Genomic DNA, 14,726 nt, shown 5'->3' with positions numbered 1-14,726 from the left:
CACGTTCAGACGGAATACCGGTTTAACCCCGGAACTATTCAGCTTTCTGTTTATCCAGCGCAACTTGATACAACACATTCTTGCGCAGACCGGTAATTTCTGCAGCCAGGGCCGCGGCGCGCTTGAGAGGCATCTCCTTGAGGAGCAGGTCAAGAATACGCATGGCCTCGCTGCCGACCGCATCTTCGGCCTCCGGCGCCGTCCAGCCCGCCACCAGCACCACACACTCGCCACGCTGTTGATTGCTGTCGCCCTCGACAAATGCACGCAACTCCTCCAGCGGCAGCCCCTTGAGGGTTTCGAATGTTTTAGTCAGTTCTCGCGCCAACAATGCCAGGCGCTCGCCGCCAAACACCAATTCCATATCTTGCAGACATTCAAGGATGCGGTGCGGCGCTTCGTAGAAGATCAAAGTACGCGGCTCTTCCTTTACCGCTTCAAGACGCGCACGACGCCCCACTGCTTTGGCCGGCAGGAAACCTTCGAAAATAAACCGATCTGAAGGCAGCCCCGCGGCAGACAATGCAGCAATCAGTGCGCACGCACCCGGAACAGGCACTACATTGATACCAGCGGCCCGCGCCTGGCGAACCAAGTGGTAACCCGGATCAGAAATCAGCGGCGTTCCCGCGTCTGAGATCAGCGCCACATCGTCACCGGCCAGCAGGCGCACGATAAAGCGGCTGCCTTCTTCGCGCTCGTTGTGCTCGTGACAGGCGGCTAATGGCGTGCTGATACCAAAATGCTGCATCAACCGCTGGGAGTGCCGCGTGTCTTCCGCCGCGATCAATTTAACCTCGCGCAACACTTTCAGCGCCCGGGCACTGATGTCGTCCAGGTTGCCAATGGGCGTCGCCACGACAAAAAGCGAGCCTGCAGTGGAATTCAAAGGACCTGGAGCAGTCAAAACGCACACCTCGATGGTTGGCAAAAGCCGCATTGTAGCGCGTAGATGCTTTGAAAATATGCCATCACGGTCGATGCCGTTTCCGCCGCCGATTGCCTACAACAGCCCAATACCAACATTTGCACGACCTAAATCGACGGTTTCACACCAGTAACATCGCGCCTGGGCCAGTGCTTGGGTACAATTCCACGCTAATTTGATCGGTATCAGGAACACTTACATGATCGCTTGCCTGCGGCTGCTCTCTGCCCTCTGCCTCGCTGCCTTACTGGCGGCTTGCGCCAGCTCGCCCTCGTCCAGCCTTGGCGAACTTCCACGGACCCCGGATGCCAGTATCGAGCAACTGCTCGAACAGGCAACCACCGCCAAGACGCCAGAAAAGGCCGCATTGCTGCGCCTGAGTGCGGCAGACATGGCTTATAAACAAAACAACCCTGGCCGCTCGTCGCAAATTCTTGCCCAAGTGCCCCTGGACGCCCTCAAGCCGGCAGCACAAGTGTTCGCCAGCACCCTGGCCGCCGAGCTGGCCATGGCACGCAACCAGCCGAAGGCTGCGCTGACTGCCTTGAACCACGCGAGCCTGCAAAGTCTGAAGGACCTGCCGACTGAACAGCAGATCCGCACAGGTACCGTGCATGCTCGTGCTTATGAGGCTGATGGCCAAACCCTCAACGCTGCCCGCGAGCGTGTCGCCATGGCGCCACTGCTCACTGGCGATGCAGCCCAAAGCAATCACGAAGCCATCTGGACTTTGATTGCCGCACTACCTGCCGAACAACTGCAAGCCAGTGGCAACCCGACCCTGGACGGCTGGATCACCTTGGCCCAGGCGGTCAAGGGTGCCGGCACGCTGGAGCAACAACAAGCCGCTATCGACACCTGGCGCGCGCAGAACCCCGGCCACCCGGCTGCCGTGCAGTTGCCAACACCGCTGACCAAGCTCAAGGAACTCGCAAGCCAGCCCTTGAGCAAGATTGCCCTGCTACTGCCCCAAGAGGGCCCCCTGGCTTCCGTGGGCAAGGCACTGCGCGAAGGCTTCATGGCCGCTCACTACCAGGCTGAACAAGCCGGGCAGAAGCCCCCGGTGATCGAGTTCTATGACAGCTCGCGCCTGACTTCCATCGACGACTTCTACGCCAAGGCCCAGGCTGCCGGCGTGCAATTAGTCGTCGGCCCACTGGAGAAGCCGCTGGTCAAGCAGCTCAGTGCGCGCCCGCAACTGCCGATCACCACCCTGGCACTGAACTACAGCGAAACCGATCAAGGTCCAGCGCAATTGTTCCAGTTCGGCCTGGCCGCTGAAGACGAAGCTCGCGAAGTCTCGCGCCGTGCCCGTGCCGACGGCCTGCATCGCGCTGCCGCGATGGTGCCCCGTGGCGAATGGGGTGAGCGCGTCTACAAAGCGTTCCGCCAGGATTGGGAAGCCAACGGCGGCACCGTCATGGGGGTCGAGTATGTTGACCAGCCGGTCGCCCTGGCCCAGCAGATTGCCGATCTGTTCCAACTGCGTAAAAGCGAAGGCCGCGCCAAGAGCCTGCAAAGCACCGTTGGCACTGACGTAGCGGCACAACCGTCGCGTCGCCAGGACATCGAATTCATCTTCCTGGCCGTCACTCCGCAACTGGCCCAGCAGATCAAGCCGACCCTGAACTTCCAGTACGCCGGTGATGTACCGGTCTACGCAACGTCCCACGTTTTCAGCGCCAGCGGTGACCGCAACCAGTACCTGGACATGACCAATGTGATGTTCTGCGAAACGCCTTGGCTGCTCAACACCACTGACCCGCTGCGCAACCAGGTTGCGGCGCAATGGCCACAAGCCAACGGCAGCCTGGGCCGCCTGTATGCAATGGGTGTCGACGCCTACCGCCTCGCGCCACGCCTTGGCCAGCTCAAGGCCCTGCCGGACACACGGGTTGACGGCCTTTCGGGCAACCTGGGTATCAGCGCCAACCAGCGCGTTGATCGCCAGATGCCATGGGCGAAGTTCGTCGGTGGCGAGATCCAACGCCTGCCGGACACCCCGCGCTGATGCCCGAGAGGTCCAGTGCGCAAAGCGGCAAGGATGCCGAACTTCAAGCTCTGCAACACTTGCAAAAACAAGGCCTGCGCCTGCTGGCGCAGAACTGGTTGTGTAAACGCGGCGAGCTTGATCTGGTCATGCTTGACGGCGATACAGTAGTATTCGTCGAAGTCCGCTACAGAAAACACGCACAATGGGGTGGCGCGCTCGCCAGTATCGACGGGCGCAAGCGTCAGAAGCTGATACTCGCCGCGCAGTTTTTCCTGCAAAAAGAGCATCGCTGGGCCAACTCCCCCTGCCGTTTCGACGTGGTTGCCATAGAAAGCACACCGTCAGGCAAGGCTGATCTGAACTGGCTCAAAGATGCCTTCGACAGCTGATTCGCCGGACATCTTCACCACACACTTTTGCTCTTTGCTTTGCGGGCTGCACATTCCTGTGCCAAATAGCCGCGCTAATTAAGGTCACACAGATGGACATGCAATCCCGAATTCGCCAGCTTTTCCAGGCCAGCATCGACACCAAGCAACAGGCGATGGACGTACTTGCACCGCACATCGAGCAAGCCAGTCAGGTCATGGTTAATGCCTTGCTCACCGAACGCAAAATGCTTTCGTGCGGCAACGGCGGTTCGGCCGGCGATGCCCAGCATTTCTCGTCCGAATTGCTCAACCGCTTCGAGCGGGAGCGTCCGAGCCTGCCGGCTATCGCCTTGACCACCGATTCGTCGACGATCACCTCGATAGCCAATGACTACAGCTACAACGAAATCTTCTCCAAGCAGATCCGCGCCTTGGGCCAACCAGGCGATGTACTGCTGGCGATTTCCACCAGCGGCAACTCGGCGAATATTATTCAAGCGATCCAGGCCGCACATGATCGCGAAATGATTGTCGTAGCATTGACCGGACGCGATGGCGGCGGCATGGCCTCGCTGTTACTGCCCGAAGATGTTGAAATTCGCGTCCCGGCCAATGTCACCGCACGTATTCAGGAAGTCCACCTGCTGGCGATCCACTGCCTGTGCGATCTGATCGACAGCCAACTGTTTGGGAGTGAAGAATGACCGTTAACCGCCTCGGCCTCTTGGCCATTACGCTGTGCCTCGGCATCAGCGGCTGCAGCACGGCGATCACTGCGACACGTGACACCCCTATTCAGGATGACAAGGGCACCCGCACCTTCGGCAGCAAGATTGACGACTCGTTGATCGAAACAAAGGTCGAAGTAAACGTCGCCAAAGCCGCAACGGACTTGGGCAACGGTGCGTCGCGTATCGTCGTAACCAGCTTCAACGGCGTGGTGCTGCTCGCAGGCCAAACGCCGCGCGCCGACCTCAAGGCCCAGGCCGAGCAGGCCGCTGCGTCGGTTCAGCGGGTCAAGAAGGTCCACAACGAATTGCAGGTCATGGATCCGATTACCCTGCTTGCCATCAGTAATGACGCGCTGCTGACCACCAAGATCAAAGCGCAGATGCTCACCGACAATGCGATCCCCGGCTCGCGCATCAAGGTCGTGACGGACAACGGCATCGTTTACCTGATGGGCCTGCTGACCCAGGCAGAAGCCACCCGTGCGTCCAACCTGGTACAGGGCGTATCCGGCGTGCAGAAAATCGTGAAGGTGTTCGAATACATCGACTGATGTAATCGACAGCCACAAAAAAGGGCGCCGTGCATTGACTGCACGGCGCCCTTTTTATTAGCCGTTGTTTACTGGTACTGCGAGTACGGGTTGCCTTGGAACTGGTTGTTCTGTTGTGGCGCCTGTTGCTGGGTCCCCGGCTGGCCGTACTGCTGGCCAGGGATTGGGCCCAGGTTAACTTCCACGCGACGGTTCTGAGCGCGACCGTTGACGTCGGCGTTGCTGGCAATCGGGTTATCCGGACCGGCACCACGGGCACTCAGGTTTGCACCGTTGACGCCTTGGGAGGTCAAGTAGTTGGCCACGCTCTGCGCACGACGCTGGGACAGGTCCATGTTCAGTTGGCGGCTACCGGTACTGTCGGTGTAGCCAACAATCTGGATGGTGTTTTGGTTGAACTGTTTGAGGGAGTTGGCCAGGTTGTTCAGCGGCTGATAGAAGCTGCTGGAGATCGCATCCGAGTTGGTCGCGAAGGTGATATTGCCCGGCATGATCAGCTTGATCTGGTCACCCTGGCGCTGAACTTCAACTCCAGTGTTGGCCATGCTCTCGCGCAGTTTCTTTTCCTGTTGGTCGGCGTAGTAGCCATAACCCGCGGCACCAGCACCCGCCACCACCGCACCGATCAGCGCACCCTTGCCACGGTTGTTATGGTCAATGGCAGCACCGGCCAACGCACCGGCAAGAGCACCGAGACCACCGTACTTGGCGGTTTTGCTCATACCGCTGGATTCATTATTCGCCTGTCCCTGGCTGCTGCCGTCATAAGGATTAGGTGAAGCGCAGCCGGACAAAAGGGCTACGGCGGTGGCGACTACAAGCAGACGACGCGGAGTGAACATGAAGAGAGCTCCTACTTTTTGCATTCTGTGGTGCAGAGGACATTGGCAATGGACCTTTGCCGAGTTTGGAACACGACAAATGGCAAAAATTCCGTGAACACTCGCGCAGCTGTAACGAAACGTTAGCCCGCATTACCGCTGTAGAAAACGTAGCAGACCCGGCCTGAACGCGACCTGCGTTTTTACTACAACAGATTACCCCTCATGAAACATGCATCAGCCCGCTTTCACCGCCTCAAGCCCGCACAAATGGATTCTCGCGCATCTCATCGCCCAGGCGCGTGTCCGGTCCGTGGCCGGTGACCACCGTGGCACTCTCGTCCAGCGTATAAAGCCGCTGTTTGATCGAGCGCACAATCGTGGCCTGGTCTCCACCCCACAGATCTGTACGCCCCACGCCACGACGGAAAAGCGTATCGCCGGCGATCAGCAGCTTGGCGTCGGCAAACCAGAAACTCATCGAGCCCGGCGTGTGACCCGGAGTATGCAAGGCAACGCCACAGCCGCAGGCTAACTCTTCATCATCTTCCAGCCAACGGTCTGGCGACGGCACGGGGGTATAAGGCACGCGAAACATCTGGCACTGCATTTCCAGGTTGTCCCACAGAAACTGGTCTTCCTTATGCAGGTGCAAGGTGGCGCCAGTTTTCTCTTTCAACTGACCCGATGCCAGGAAGTGATCGAGGTGGGCGTGGGTATGGATGATGCTCACCACCTTGAGGCCCAGCGCGTCCAGGCGGGCCAGGATCAATTCATGGTTGCCGCCCGGGTCGACCACAATGGCTTTTTTGGTAATGGGATCGCCGATGATGGTGCAGTTGCACTGCAGGGGACCGACAGGGAAGGTTTCGCGTATGAGGGGTGGCTGTGCGGTTTCCATGAACGGGCCTCTGGTGCAAATTAACTGGGGGGTTGGGCAGTATCGCCAGGATAATTGCACTATTAAAACAGACTGGGACCGCTTCGCGGCCCAACGCAAGCAAGCTCGCTCGCCACAAGAAGCTTACTCACACAAAAAACTCTCACCGCAAACGGTCAAGCGCTAACCAATCAACCTCAACTCCTGCGCCCTCGCCACCGCCTGGGTGCGTCGCTCCACGCCGAGCTTGCTGTTGATATGGCTGGCGTGAGTCTTGACAGTGTGCAGGGAGATAAACAGTCGGTTGCTGATCTCCTGGTTGGAGCAACCTTGGGCGATGAGTTGCAGCACTGCCAGTTCCCGGGCGCTCAGACTTTCATGACTAGGTGACGCGTGCACTTCAGCAACGGTAGGCAGAAGTGCCAGAAGGCTCTGATTCAGCAAGCCATGGGGATCCTTGCCGAGTTGCTCGCGCATCCAGTCCGGGTGGTTTTCCAGCAGCCTCTGGAAAGGTTGCAACGCCCCTCCGGCGCCAGCCTCAAGCGCTCGGGACAGTACCGGCCGCGCCTTGGCTTCCTGACCGCATTCCAGCAGCAACTGCGTCTGCTGGGCGAATGCCATCAGTGCAATCATCTGCCGCCCACAGCTATTAGCGTGTTGTGCCAGTTCGCCGAGCCGTTGCAAAGCAGCGTCGGGTTGATGACGAATGGCATCAAGGGCGGCTTGTTGCAGCCCGATATGTTGCGGCAAATGCGGGTGGAATTCTGGCGCAGCGGCAGCATGCTCGCCGTTGTAAGTCTGCCCCAGCCGCGTCAACCAGGCATCGGCCAGGTCGGTGCGGCCTTGGGCCAGCCACAGCTCGCATTTGATCAGGGTGATCATCGCCAGATAGTAGATCGGCGGCACGTCCCAGATATGCATCAAGCGTTCGGCTTCGGCGAGTTCGGCGAAGGCTTTGGAAAAGTCATTGCGCCGCCCTTCGAAGCTGGCGATCACGCAATGGCCGATCAGTACGCTGATGTCGCGACAGGCGCGCGCCTCGGCCAGACCCGCCCGCAGGTGAGCGATACCGGCGTCAGGTTGATTACGCATTAACAGCAAATAGCCTTCGTACAACGACAGTCGCGCACGCACCGCATACAGCCTCTGCGGCGCCAGACCTTGCAAACGTTGCAGGCCCTGACGCACTTCATCAAGGGCACGCAGGATCTCACCGCGGGCCTGCAATACCCGCGCGCGGTCGTAATGGGCCAGGGCTTCGAACAAAGGGTTGCCGACGCGCTGCGCCAGTTCCAGGGATTCACGGTTCAGGCCACGGGCGCGCCACAAATCGCCATCGGCGATGGCCAAGTTGGACAGCGTCGACAGGCACACCAGGCGCTGGCCGTAACGCCGTTGCGGCAGGCTTTCCAACGCCTCACTGCAATAGCGCTGAGTCAATTCACGATCACCCCGGCCCCGAGCGATAATCCCGCTCAGCGCCAGCCATTGGGCCAGCATTGAGCGCTGTGCAGTGGCCGAGGGCGCCGGCAGGAAGCGACTGAGGTACGCGGACAATTCCTCCGCCGCATCCAACTGGCAGGCCAGCCCCAATGCCCAGCTGTACAACACGATCAAGCGCGGTGTGCTGATCAGCAGGCTGTCGGGCAAGTCCATTTTCCAGCGCAGCAACATGCCGACATTCTGCTCGGCCAGCAGTTGCTCTTCGGACAGGTTCTGCACCAGGTTGGCCGCTACGTCGAGGTGCCCGGCGCGTAAAGCCTGCTCCACCGCCTCATCGATCAAACCCTGGGCGTTGAACCAACGACACGCGCGCAGGTGCAGGCTGGCGGCTGGCAATACATTGCTGCTCGCACGGCGGGTGCGCAGCAGGTCGGAGAATAAATGATGATAACGGTACCAGTGGCCCTGCTCGTCCAAGGGCACCAGGAACACTTGGTGCGCTTGCAGATAACGCAGGATTTCGGCGCTGTCATGAGCTTCGCGCACGGCGTCACACAGTTCGCTGCAGAAACGGTCCTGGGGCGCAGTGTCGAACAGGAACGCCTGCACTTCGGGTGGTAAGCAATCGATCACCTCCTCCAGCAGGTAGTCGCGGATCAGCCCTTCTCCACCGTGCAGGCTTTGAGGCAATGCGTCTTCGTTGCCGGCTTCGGAAGCCGCCAGCAGCCAGAAACGCAAACCGGCTACCCAGCCTTCGCTGCGGCGGATCAGGTTGTCGAGGGCCTCACCACTCAGAGAACTGCTGTGGCGATCCAATAGCGCCTGGGATTCGGCATGGGTCAGGCGCAGGTCTTGCTCGTGCAACTCCAGCAAGTGCCGTGACAGACGCAAGCGTGCCAGATGCCAGTCGGGGCGCTGGCGACTGGTGACCAATACCAGCAGGCCATCCGGCAAATGGTTGAGGAAAAACTGAAGACAACGGTCCAGCACCGGACCCTGGGCCAGATGATAGTCATCCAGTACCAGTAATAATGGCGCGCGCGTGGACAGGTGAACCGCGAGCTCATCAAGCAGGCCATCGAGCCATTCTTCAAAGGCAAAGGGCTGGTGACGCTGGCGCATTTTCAGCAAGCCCAGGGATTGAGCGCCGAGTGCGGGGAAGTAGTGTTGCAACCCCTCGAGCAGACGCTCAAGGAAGCGCCCCGGGTCGTTGTCCCGAGGGCTCAGCCCAAGCCATAGACTTTGCCAGTGAGCCGGCAGGCTCTGGCAGAACTCCACCGCCAGCGAACTCTTACCGAACCCCGCCGGGGCGCTGACCAGCAGCAACCGTCCTTCGAGGCCAGCGCTCAGCCGTTCACACAGGCGGGGGCGCAGCACATAGCCGTCAGGCAGCGGAGGCCTGTAGAAGCGACCTTCCAGAGTCGGGATTACCGCACTGGCAGGCCCTTGGATTCGGGACAGATCAGTCATCGCCGGGCTCTTGTAGAAGGCTGTTGTCGGCATTGCAGATGTCCGCAGACTAGCGGTAAAAACAGCAGCTTTGTAGATCTTTGCAACATTTGCCTGAAAAAGAACTGAGACAAAAAATATCGCCACAAACAAAAAGTGGGAGGGGGCTTGCTCCCGATAGTGGCGGATCAGTCAATACACGTGCTGACTGTCACACCGCTATCGGGGGCAGGCCCCCTCCCACATTGAGTTACTCGTGCCGCTTAGCGAACACCGTCCTGGCGCAGGGCCGCTGGGGTGAAGTCGCTGGTGGTGGCGGTGAAGCCAAAGTCATAGGCCTGCTTCTCTTCGTTCTTCATGCCCAAAGCCAGGTAGCGGCCGGACTGCAGGTCGTAGAGGGTTTCCAGGGCATACCACGGCACCTGTTTGTCGTAGTAGTTCTCTGCATGGGCTTCGGCGACGCGCCACAGTTGGCCACGACCGTCGTAGTGATCAATCACTGCCGCTTGCCAGGTGTCTTCGTCGATGAAGAAGTCACGCTTGGCATAGATGTGGCGCTGGCCTTCTTTCAAGGTGGCGACCACATGCCAGACACGGCGCAGCTCGTAGCGCGTCAGGTCCTGGTTGATGTGGCCGGCCTTGATGATGTCGGCGTACTTGAGTTTCGGATCGTCGATCTTGTAGCTGTTGGAGGCGATGTAGATTTCCTTCTTGCCTTCCAGTTTCCAGTCGTAGCGATCCGGCGCACCGTTGTACATGTCGAGGTTATCGGAGGTACGCAGGCCGTCGGCGGCGGTACCCGGCCCGTCATAGGACACTTGCGGCGCCCGGCGCACACGACGCTGGCCGGCGTTGTAGACCCACGCCGAACGCGGCTCCTTCACTTGGTCCAGGGTTTCATGCACTAGTAGCACGCCACCGGCCAGACGTGCCGGCGCGGTCACTTGCTGCTTGAAGTAGAACAGCACGTTGCCCGGGTTTTTCGGATCGAAGTCCTTCATCTTGTCGCGGAACACGAACTGGTCGCGAAAGTACACCAGGCTGTAAGAACCGTTGGTTTGCGGCGTGGCCTGGGTCACCAGGCGGGTCACGCTGCCACCGCGATAACGAGTGATGTGGTTCCAGATAACTTCCACGCCGCTTTTCGGGATCGGGAACGGTACGGCGGTTTCAAAGTTTTCCAGGCCGTTGCCGCCCGACACCAGGTTGGTGGTGGTGGCGTTCTTCTTGATGGCGGCGAACACATCCGCCGGCACGGTAGCGCCGCGATGGGTCGGGTAGACCGGCATCTTGAAGGTTTCCGGGTAACGCTTGAACATCGCGTACTGCCCCGGCGCCAGCTTGTCTTTGTACTGCTCGACGTTCTGCGCGGTGATGGTGAATTGCGGTTGTTCACTGGCGTATGGGTTGGCCAGGAAGCCTTTGGCATCCACAGCACCCGCGTTGGTAGGCAGTGGCGACCACTTAGGGATAGTGCCCGCCGCGTTACCAGCCATTTCAGCGCCCATCGGGGTCAGGCTCGTACCCAGCTTGGCGGCTTCATCCGCCGACACTGCCGCCATGACGTTGCTCGCCAGGATCGACAGTCCAAGCACACCCACGTGCAACAGACTTTTGGTTATTTTCATGTTCTGGTTCTTCCTGAAAATACAGTGTGCTTAGAAGTTCGCGCCGAAGCTGAGGGCGACAAAGTCGCGGTCACTTGAGGTGTTGAAGTCGCCACCAAAGAAGTTGGTGTAAGCAAGGCTCGCGGTATAGGTGTTCTGATACTCAGCATCCAACCCCAGGCTCACTGCTTTGCGACCCTCTTCAAAGTTGCCACCAGGACCTGGCGAATAACCACTCACGTCATGGGACCACGCCACGTTGGGTTTGAGGTTCACACCTGCAAAGACATCCGGGTATTCCCAGATTGCGCGGCCACGGTAGCCCCAGGACGTTGAGGTAGTGAAGCCATCATTATTGCAATTGGTAGTACGGTTGCTGGCATCAGCACCAGGACCGGCACCGGTGATCGTGCCGGAGTTAAGCGTTGTACAGAGAGCACCTTGTCCAGGGCCATACACAGGGTCTCGTCCGTAACGCGCTTTGTCGCGGCTTTCCAAGCCACCCACATGCGTCACACCCACTTCGCCGACCAGCGTAAGGCGGCTGGCCCCCATGACCTGATCGAAAAAGTGCGTGAAGGTTGTCTGGAACTGAGTGATTTCTTTACGACGATAGCCGTTCAGGTCGGTGTCGGCAGCGCCCTTGAGCGGAGAAGCAGCGCCCAGGCCAATCAACGGAGTGACGCCCGCGTAGAGAATGTCCGTGGTGTTGAGTTGCACAGGTGCGTTTGGTCGGTAGCTGAGTTCTCCGCTCCAGGCGGTGCCGGTAGGTAACGTCGTGGAGAAGCTCAAACCATAAAGGCGAATATCCTCTGGGTACTCGACGAAGTAGCTGGAGTTGCCTGCAACGATAAGGGGACGCAGGCCAACCGCCGAGGTAGGCGTCAGGGCATTGGCTGCCGCGTAAGTCCCGGCCGACGCGCCACGCGCACTGAAAATCGGTGCCCGGCTGTGATAGTTCATGAAATAGGCGCCGAACTCGGTGTCCAGCGGTTCGTAGTTATAGTGAAACGCCACACCGAACTGACCACTGTCGCGCGCATCACGATCAGGCCCACGCTTGACCAACACGCCCTCTTCGTTGACGTTGACCCCAAAGTTGTTCAGCAGCGGCAACGCGCCGGGCTGAGTAGCGAGGAACGAACGCTTGCTGAGCAGACGGAGGTTGTCGGTACAGCCATCGGAAATAACATCAGGCTGAGAGAAGAACGTCCCGCAGTTATCCGTAACAGTCTGGTCCCATTCCAACTGGTAAAAAGCTTCTGCCGACAAGTTATCGGTCAGGGTTTGCGACACATAGAACATATTGACCGGAATCAAGCCTTCCTTGATCTCGGCCCCTGGACGACGGAATGCGGACACGTCGATCGGGTTGACGGAGTTGATGCCGCCGCCGATGAAGGTGCTTTCACCCCAGCTCACTACCTGCTTACCAAACCGCACGTTGCCGGGCTGATCGGCAATGGAATAGTTATGGTAGATAAACGCATCAAGAATCTGACCACCAGAAGACTTGGCGCCCTCTTTGCGATTGTTATCGCTGATGTCCTTGAACTCACGGCTTTCATCCTTGAGTTCAAAGTCGTACCAGTACTTGCCACGCACAAACACACCGGTATCGCCGTACTTCAGTTCAAGGTCGTGAATACCCTTGAAAATTTTCGAGAAGGTCTCACCGCGCTTGAAGTTCAAGTGACCGTCATCGGAGGTCTGGGACAACCCCTTGCCGCCGTTGTTAACGCCGATGAGGTCTCGATCAGGCTTAGCTGTCGACCAGCTCGCCCCCACCGAAAGCGACGAGTCAAAACTCCCTTCGATTTCACCGATATTGAAACTGACGCCGAATGCGGGCCCGGCGAGCGTAGAGGCGAGACTGACGGCCAGGGGCAGTCTTGCCCGGCGCCAGAACTGGTTTACTGAGGTCATCGACGCTACTCCATGTGCATTATTGTTATGGCAGTGAGTTCTTTCTGTGATGCTTGTAACGGCCGGAATACAACGATTCCAATGCCGCCTGGCAACTGAACCTCCATGGCCCGAAGCGACGCATCCTTGAAAAACTCTGGGTGGGACTATAGCCAGCAGGGGGTACCGCTTGATCCCTCTAAAGTGTGATTTGCATCACCAACCCGTCTGCCACAGCCCTTTCGCCATGTCGGCGAAGGCCGACGCGGCAAGGATGGCTGAAAATTGGCAAATCACAAGTGAGGGCGCGAGATAGAGCATCGCCGTGCCACGAGGGCACGGCAAATCAGCTCAGAGGGTGGACAGGAAGGTACTGTTGTTGGCCTGCCACTCGACGATGTCAATACGGATACGTTTTTTGTCGAGCTTACCGACACTGGTCTTGGGAATTTCGGTAACAACGGCGATCTGGCTCGGAATCGCCCACTTGCTCAAATGGCCCAGTTCGACAAAAGGCTTGAGGTGCTCCTTGAGCTCGCGGGCCCCTATCACATGGCCATCATGCACCACCAGCAGCGCAAACGGACGCTCGCCCCACTGCGGATCGGCGATGCCCACCACCGCTACTTCGCGTACCGCCGGGTGACGGCTGACCAGGTCTTCAAGGGCCAGGGAGGAGATCCACTCGCCGCCGGTCTTGATCACATCCTTGATGCGGTCGCGGATATCGATCACGCCAAATGCATCCAGCGTGGCCACATCGCCGGTGTGCATCCAGCCGCCGGCCCATAGCTCCGCGCCCTTCTGCGGCTCGTTGAAATAGCCCTCGCTGAGCCACGGCGCACGCAGCACCAGCTCGCCCTGGGACTCGCCGTCGGCGGGCAGGAAGTTGCCCTCGCTGTCGATGATTGCCGCGTCCACCAACGGCCCTGGCACGCCGGCCTTGATGCGGTAGGTGATGCGCTCGTCTTCGCTGCCGGCCAGTAGTTCTTCGTTGAGGTGGGCGCAGGACACCAGCGGCCCTGTCTCGGACATGCCGTACGCAGCGGTCAGCTGAATCCCACGAGCCTTCGCCGCCTCATACAACGTGCGATTGAGGGCGCTGCCACCGATGACGATTTTCCAACCGCCAAAATCGACGCCTTGGGCGGCCTTGGCGTTGAGCACCATTTGCAGGATGGTCGGCACACAGTGGGAGAAGGTGACCTTCTCCTTGCGCCACAGCTCCACCAGGTATTCGGGGTCGTAGCGGCCGGGGTAGACCTGTTTCAGGCCGAGCATGGTCGCCACATACGGCAGGCCCCAGGCGTGAACGTGAAACATCGGCGTGATCGGCATGTACACGTCGTTGGTGCCTAGCAGGCGCACGCTGTCGATGCTGCCCATGATGGTCGACACCCCGATGGTGTGCAGTACCAATTGGCGGTGGGTGAAGTACACGCCTTTGGGGTTACCGGTGGTGCCGGTGGTGTAGAACGTGGTCGCGACGGAATGCTCGTCGAAATCCTGAAAGTCGTACTTGGTGCTGGCCGCAGCCAGCAGGGTTTCGTACTCGCCTACCAGGTTAGGCAGCTCGGCCGTTTTTGATTCACCGTCAGTGAGCAGCAGCGTCTTGTCGACGGTGGTAAGTTGCCCGGCGATGGCTTGGTACAAGCCCACGAACTCACTGTTGACCAGCACAAAGCGGTCTTCGGCGTGGTTCATGGTGTAGAGAATCTGTTCCGGCGACAGGCGCACGTTGATGGTGTGGATCACCGCGCCGATCATCGGGATAGCAAACATGCATTCCAGGTAACGATGGCTGTCCCAGTCCATCACTGCCACGGTATCACCGGCCTTTACCCCGGCTTCGGTCAGCACGTTAGCCAAGCGCGCGACCCGCTCGATCAGGGTCGGGTAGGTGTAACGCAGCTTGTCGCGGTAGACGATTTCCCGGGTCTTTTCGTAGCGGGCGCCGGACATCAACAGGCGCTTGATCAACAGCGGATATTGGTACGCACCTTCGGCGGGGGGAATAACACGGGTCTGCAACATACGAATCCCTTTT

11 protein-coding genes are annotated in these 14,726 nt (G+C 59.2%); 4 read left to right on the top strand and 7 right to left on the bottom strand.

Features of this window, described 5'->3' with window-relative positions:
* Window positions 1-34: 34 nt before the first annotated feature.
* A complete protein-coding gene (gene rsmI, locus AOA61_RS03525) occupies window positions 35-940 on the bottom strand; it encodes a 16S rRNA (cytidine(1402)-2'-O)-methyltransferase (protein WP_163033157.1) in 906 nt (301 codons plus the stop codon).
* Between the two features lie 187 nt (window positions 941-1,127).
* Between rsmI and AOA61_RS03520 the strand changes: the two genes are divergently transcribed.
* The 4 genes from AOA61_RS03520 (at window position 1,128) to AOA61_RS03505 (ending at window position 4,574) form a co-directional block, all read left to right on the top strand.
* Entirely contained in the window at window positions 1,128-2,939 is a 1,812-nt protein-coding gene (locus tag AOA61_RS03520; protein WP_095183864.1) for a penicillin-binding protein activator, read from the top strand.
* Complete coding sequence (locus AOA61_RS03515) at window positions 2,939-3,310, top strand: YraN family protein (protein WP_032886313.1); 372 nt, start codon at window positions 2,939-2,941, stop codon at window positions 3,308-3,310. The genes AOA61_RS03520 and AOA61_RS03515 overlap by 1 nt, the downstream gene beginning before the upstream one ends.
* Window positions 3,311-3,402: 92 nt before the next feature.
* The gene (locus tag AOA61_RS03510) at window positions 3,403-3,996 is read left to right on the top strand and encodes a phosphoheptose isomerase (RefSeq protein WP_032886312.1); all 594 of its coding nucleotides are present in this window, start codon (window positions 3,403-3,405) and stop codon (window positions 3,994-3,996) included.
* A complete protein-coding gene (locus AOA61_RS03505) occupies window positions 3,993-4,574 on the top strand; it encodes a BON domain-containing protein (protein WP_032886311.1) in 582 nt (193 codons plus the stop codon). Before AOA61_RS03510 ends, AOA61_RS03505 begins: the two co-directional genes overlap by 4 nt.
* A 68-nt stretch (window positions 4,575-4,642) precedes the next feature.
* Here the strand turns inward: AOA61_RS03505 and AOA61_RS03500 are convergent, their stop codons facing one another.
* From AOA61_RS03500 to AOA61_RS03475, 6 genes are all read right to left on the bottom strand, one after another.
* Entirely contained in the window at window positions 4,643-5,416 is a 774-nt protein-coding gene (locus AOA61_RS03500) for an OmpA family lipoprotein (protein WP_032886310.1), read from the bottom strand.
* A gap of 235 nt (window positions 5,417-5,651) precedes the next feature.
* Window positions 5,652-6,296 carry an MBL fold metallo-hydrolase gene (locus tag AOA61_RS03495; protein ID WP_095183863.1) on the bottom strand — a complete coding sequence of 215 codons (645 nt, stop codon included), beginning with the start codon at window positions 6,294-6,296 and terminating at the stop codon, window positions 5,652-5,654.
* Between the two features lie 162 nt (window positions 6,297-6,458).
* The gene (locus tag AOA61_RS03490) at window positions 6,459-9,188 is read right to left on the bottom strand and encodes a LuxR C-terminal-related transcriptional regulator (RefSeq protein WP_099601150.1); all 2,730 of its coding nucleotides are present in this window, start codon (window positions 9,186-9,188) and stop codon (window positions 6,459-6,461) included.
* A gap of 242 nt (window positions 9,189-9,430) precedes the next feature.
* Window positions 9,431-10,795, bottom strand: a complete 1,365-nt coding sequence (locus AOA61_RS03485) for a DUF1329 domain-containing protein (RefSeq protein WP_032886307.1) — start codon at window positions 10,793-10,795, stop codon at window positions 9,431-9,433.
* Window positions 10,796-10,825: 30 nt separating this feature from the next.
* On the bottom strand, window positions 10,826-12,700 hold the full coding sequence (locus tag AOA61_RS03480; protein WP_099601149.1) for a DUF1302 domain-containing protein: 1,875 nt from the start codon (window positions 12,698-12,700) through the stop codon (window positions 10,826-10,828).
* Between the two features lie 330 nt (window positions 12,701-13,030).
* Complete coding sequence (locus tag AOA61_RS03475) at window positions 13,031-14,713, bottom strand: fatty acid--CoA ligase (RefSeq protein ID WP_095183859.1); 1,683 nt, start codon at window positions 14,711-14,713, stop codon at window positions 13,031-13,033.
* Window positions 14,714-14,726 lie beyond the last annotated feature (13 nt).

The sequence above is a fragment of the Pseudomonas sp. 2995-1 genome (genome assembly GCF_002742505.1).
GTDB lineage: Bacteria > Pseudomonadota > Gammaproteobacteria > Pseudomonadales > Pseudomonadaceae > Aquipseudomonas > Aquipseudomonas sivasensis.
The sequence above is the reverse complement of the archived record's forward strand: the minus strand, read 5'-3'. Positions and strand labels throughout refer to the sequence as shown.

What these genes read in the sequence shown, in the direction of transcription:
- rsmI (WP_163033157.1), bottom strand. Translation starts at nt 940, where the DNA reads ATGCGGCTTTTGCCAACCATCGAGGTGTGCGTTTTGACTGCTCCAGGT.
- AOA61_RS03520 (WP_095183864.1), top strand. Translation starts at nt 1,128, where the DNA reads ATGATCGCTTGCCTGCGGCTGCTCTCTGCCCTCTGCCTCGCTGCCTTA.
- AOA61_RS03515 (WP_032886313.1), top strand. Translation starts at nt 2,939, where the DNA reads ATGCCCGAGAGGTCCAGTGCGCAAAGCGGCAAGGATGCCGAACTTCAA.
- AOA61_RS03510 (WP_032886312.1), top strand. Translation starts at nt 3,403, where the DNA reads ATGGACATGCAATCCCGAATTCGCCAGCTTTTCCAGGCCAGCATCGAC.
- AOA61_RS03505 (WP_032886311.1), top strand. Translation starts at nt 3,993, where the DNA reads ATGACCGTTAACCGCCTCGGCCTCTTGGCCATTACGCTGTGCCTCGGC.
- AOA61_RS03500 (WP_032886310.1), bottom strand. Translation starts at nt 5,416, where the DNA reads ATGTTCACTCCGCGTCGTCTGCTTGTAGTCGCCACCGCCGTAGCCCTT.
- AOA61_RS03495 (WP_095183863.1), bottom strand. Translation starts at nt 6,296, where the DNA reads ATGGAAACCGCACAGCCACCCCTCATACGCGAAACCTTCCCTGTCGGT.
- AOA61_RS03490 (WP_099601150.1), bottom strand. Translation starts at nt 9,188, where the DNA reads ATGACTGATCTGTCCCGAATCCAAGGGCCTGCCAGTGCGGTAATCCCG.
- AOA61_RS03485 (WP_032886307.1), bottom strand. Translation starts at nt 10,795, where the DNA reads ATGAAAATAACCAAAAGTCTGTTGCACGTGGGTGTGCTTGGACTGTCG.
- AOA61_RS03480 (WP_099601149.1), bottom strand. Translation starts at nt 12,700, where the DNA reads ATGACCTCAGTAAACCAGTTCTGGCGCCGGGCAAGACTGCCCCTGGCC.
- AOA61_RS03475 (WP_095183859.1), bottom strand. Translation starts at nt 14,713, where the DNA reads ATGTTGCAGACCCGTGTTATTCCCCCCGCCGAAGGTGCGTACCAATAT.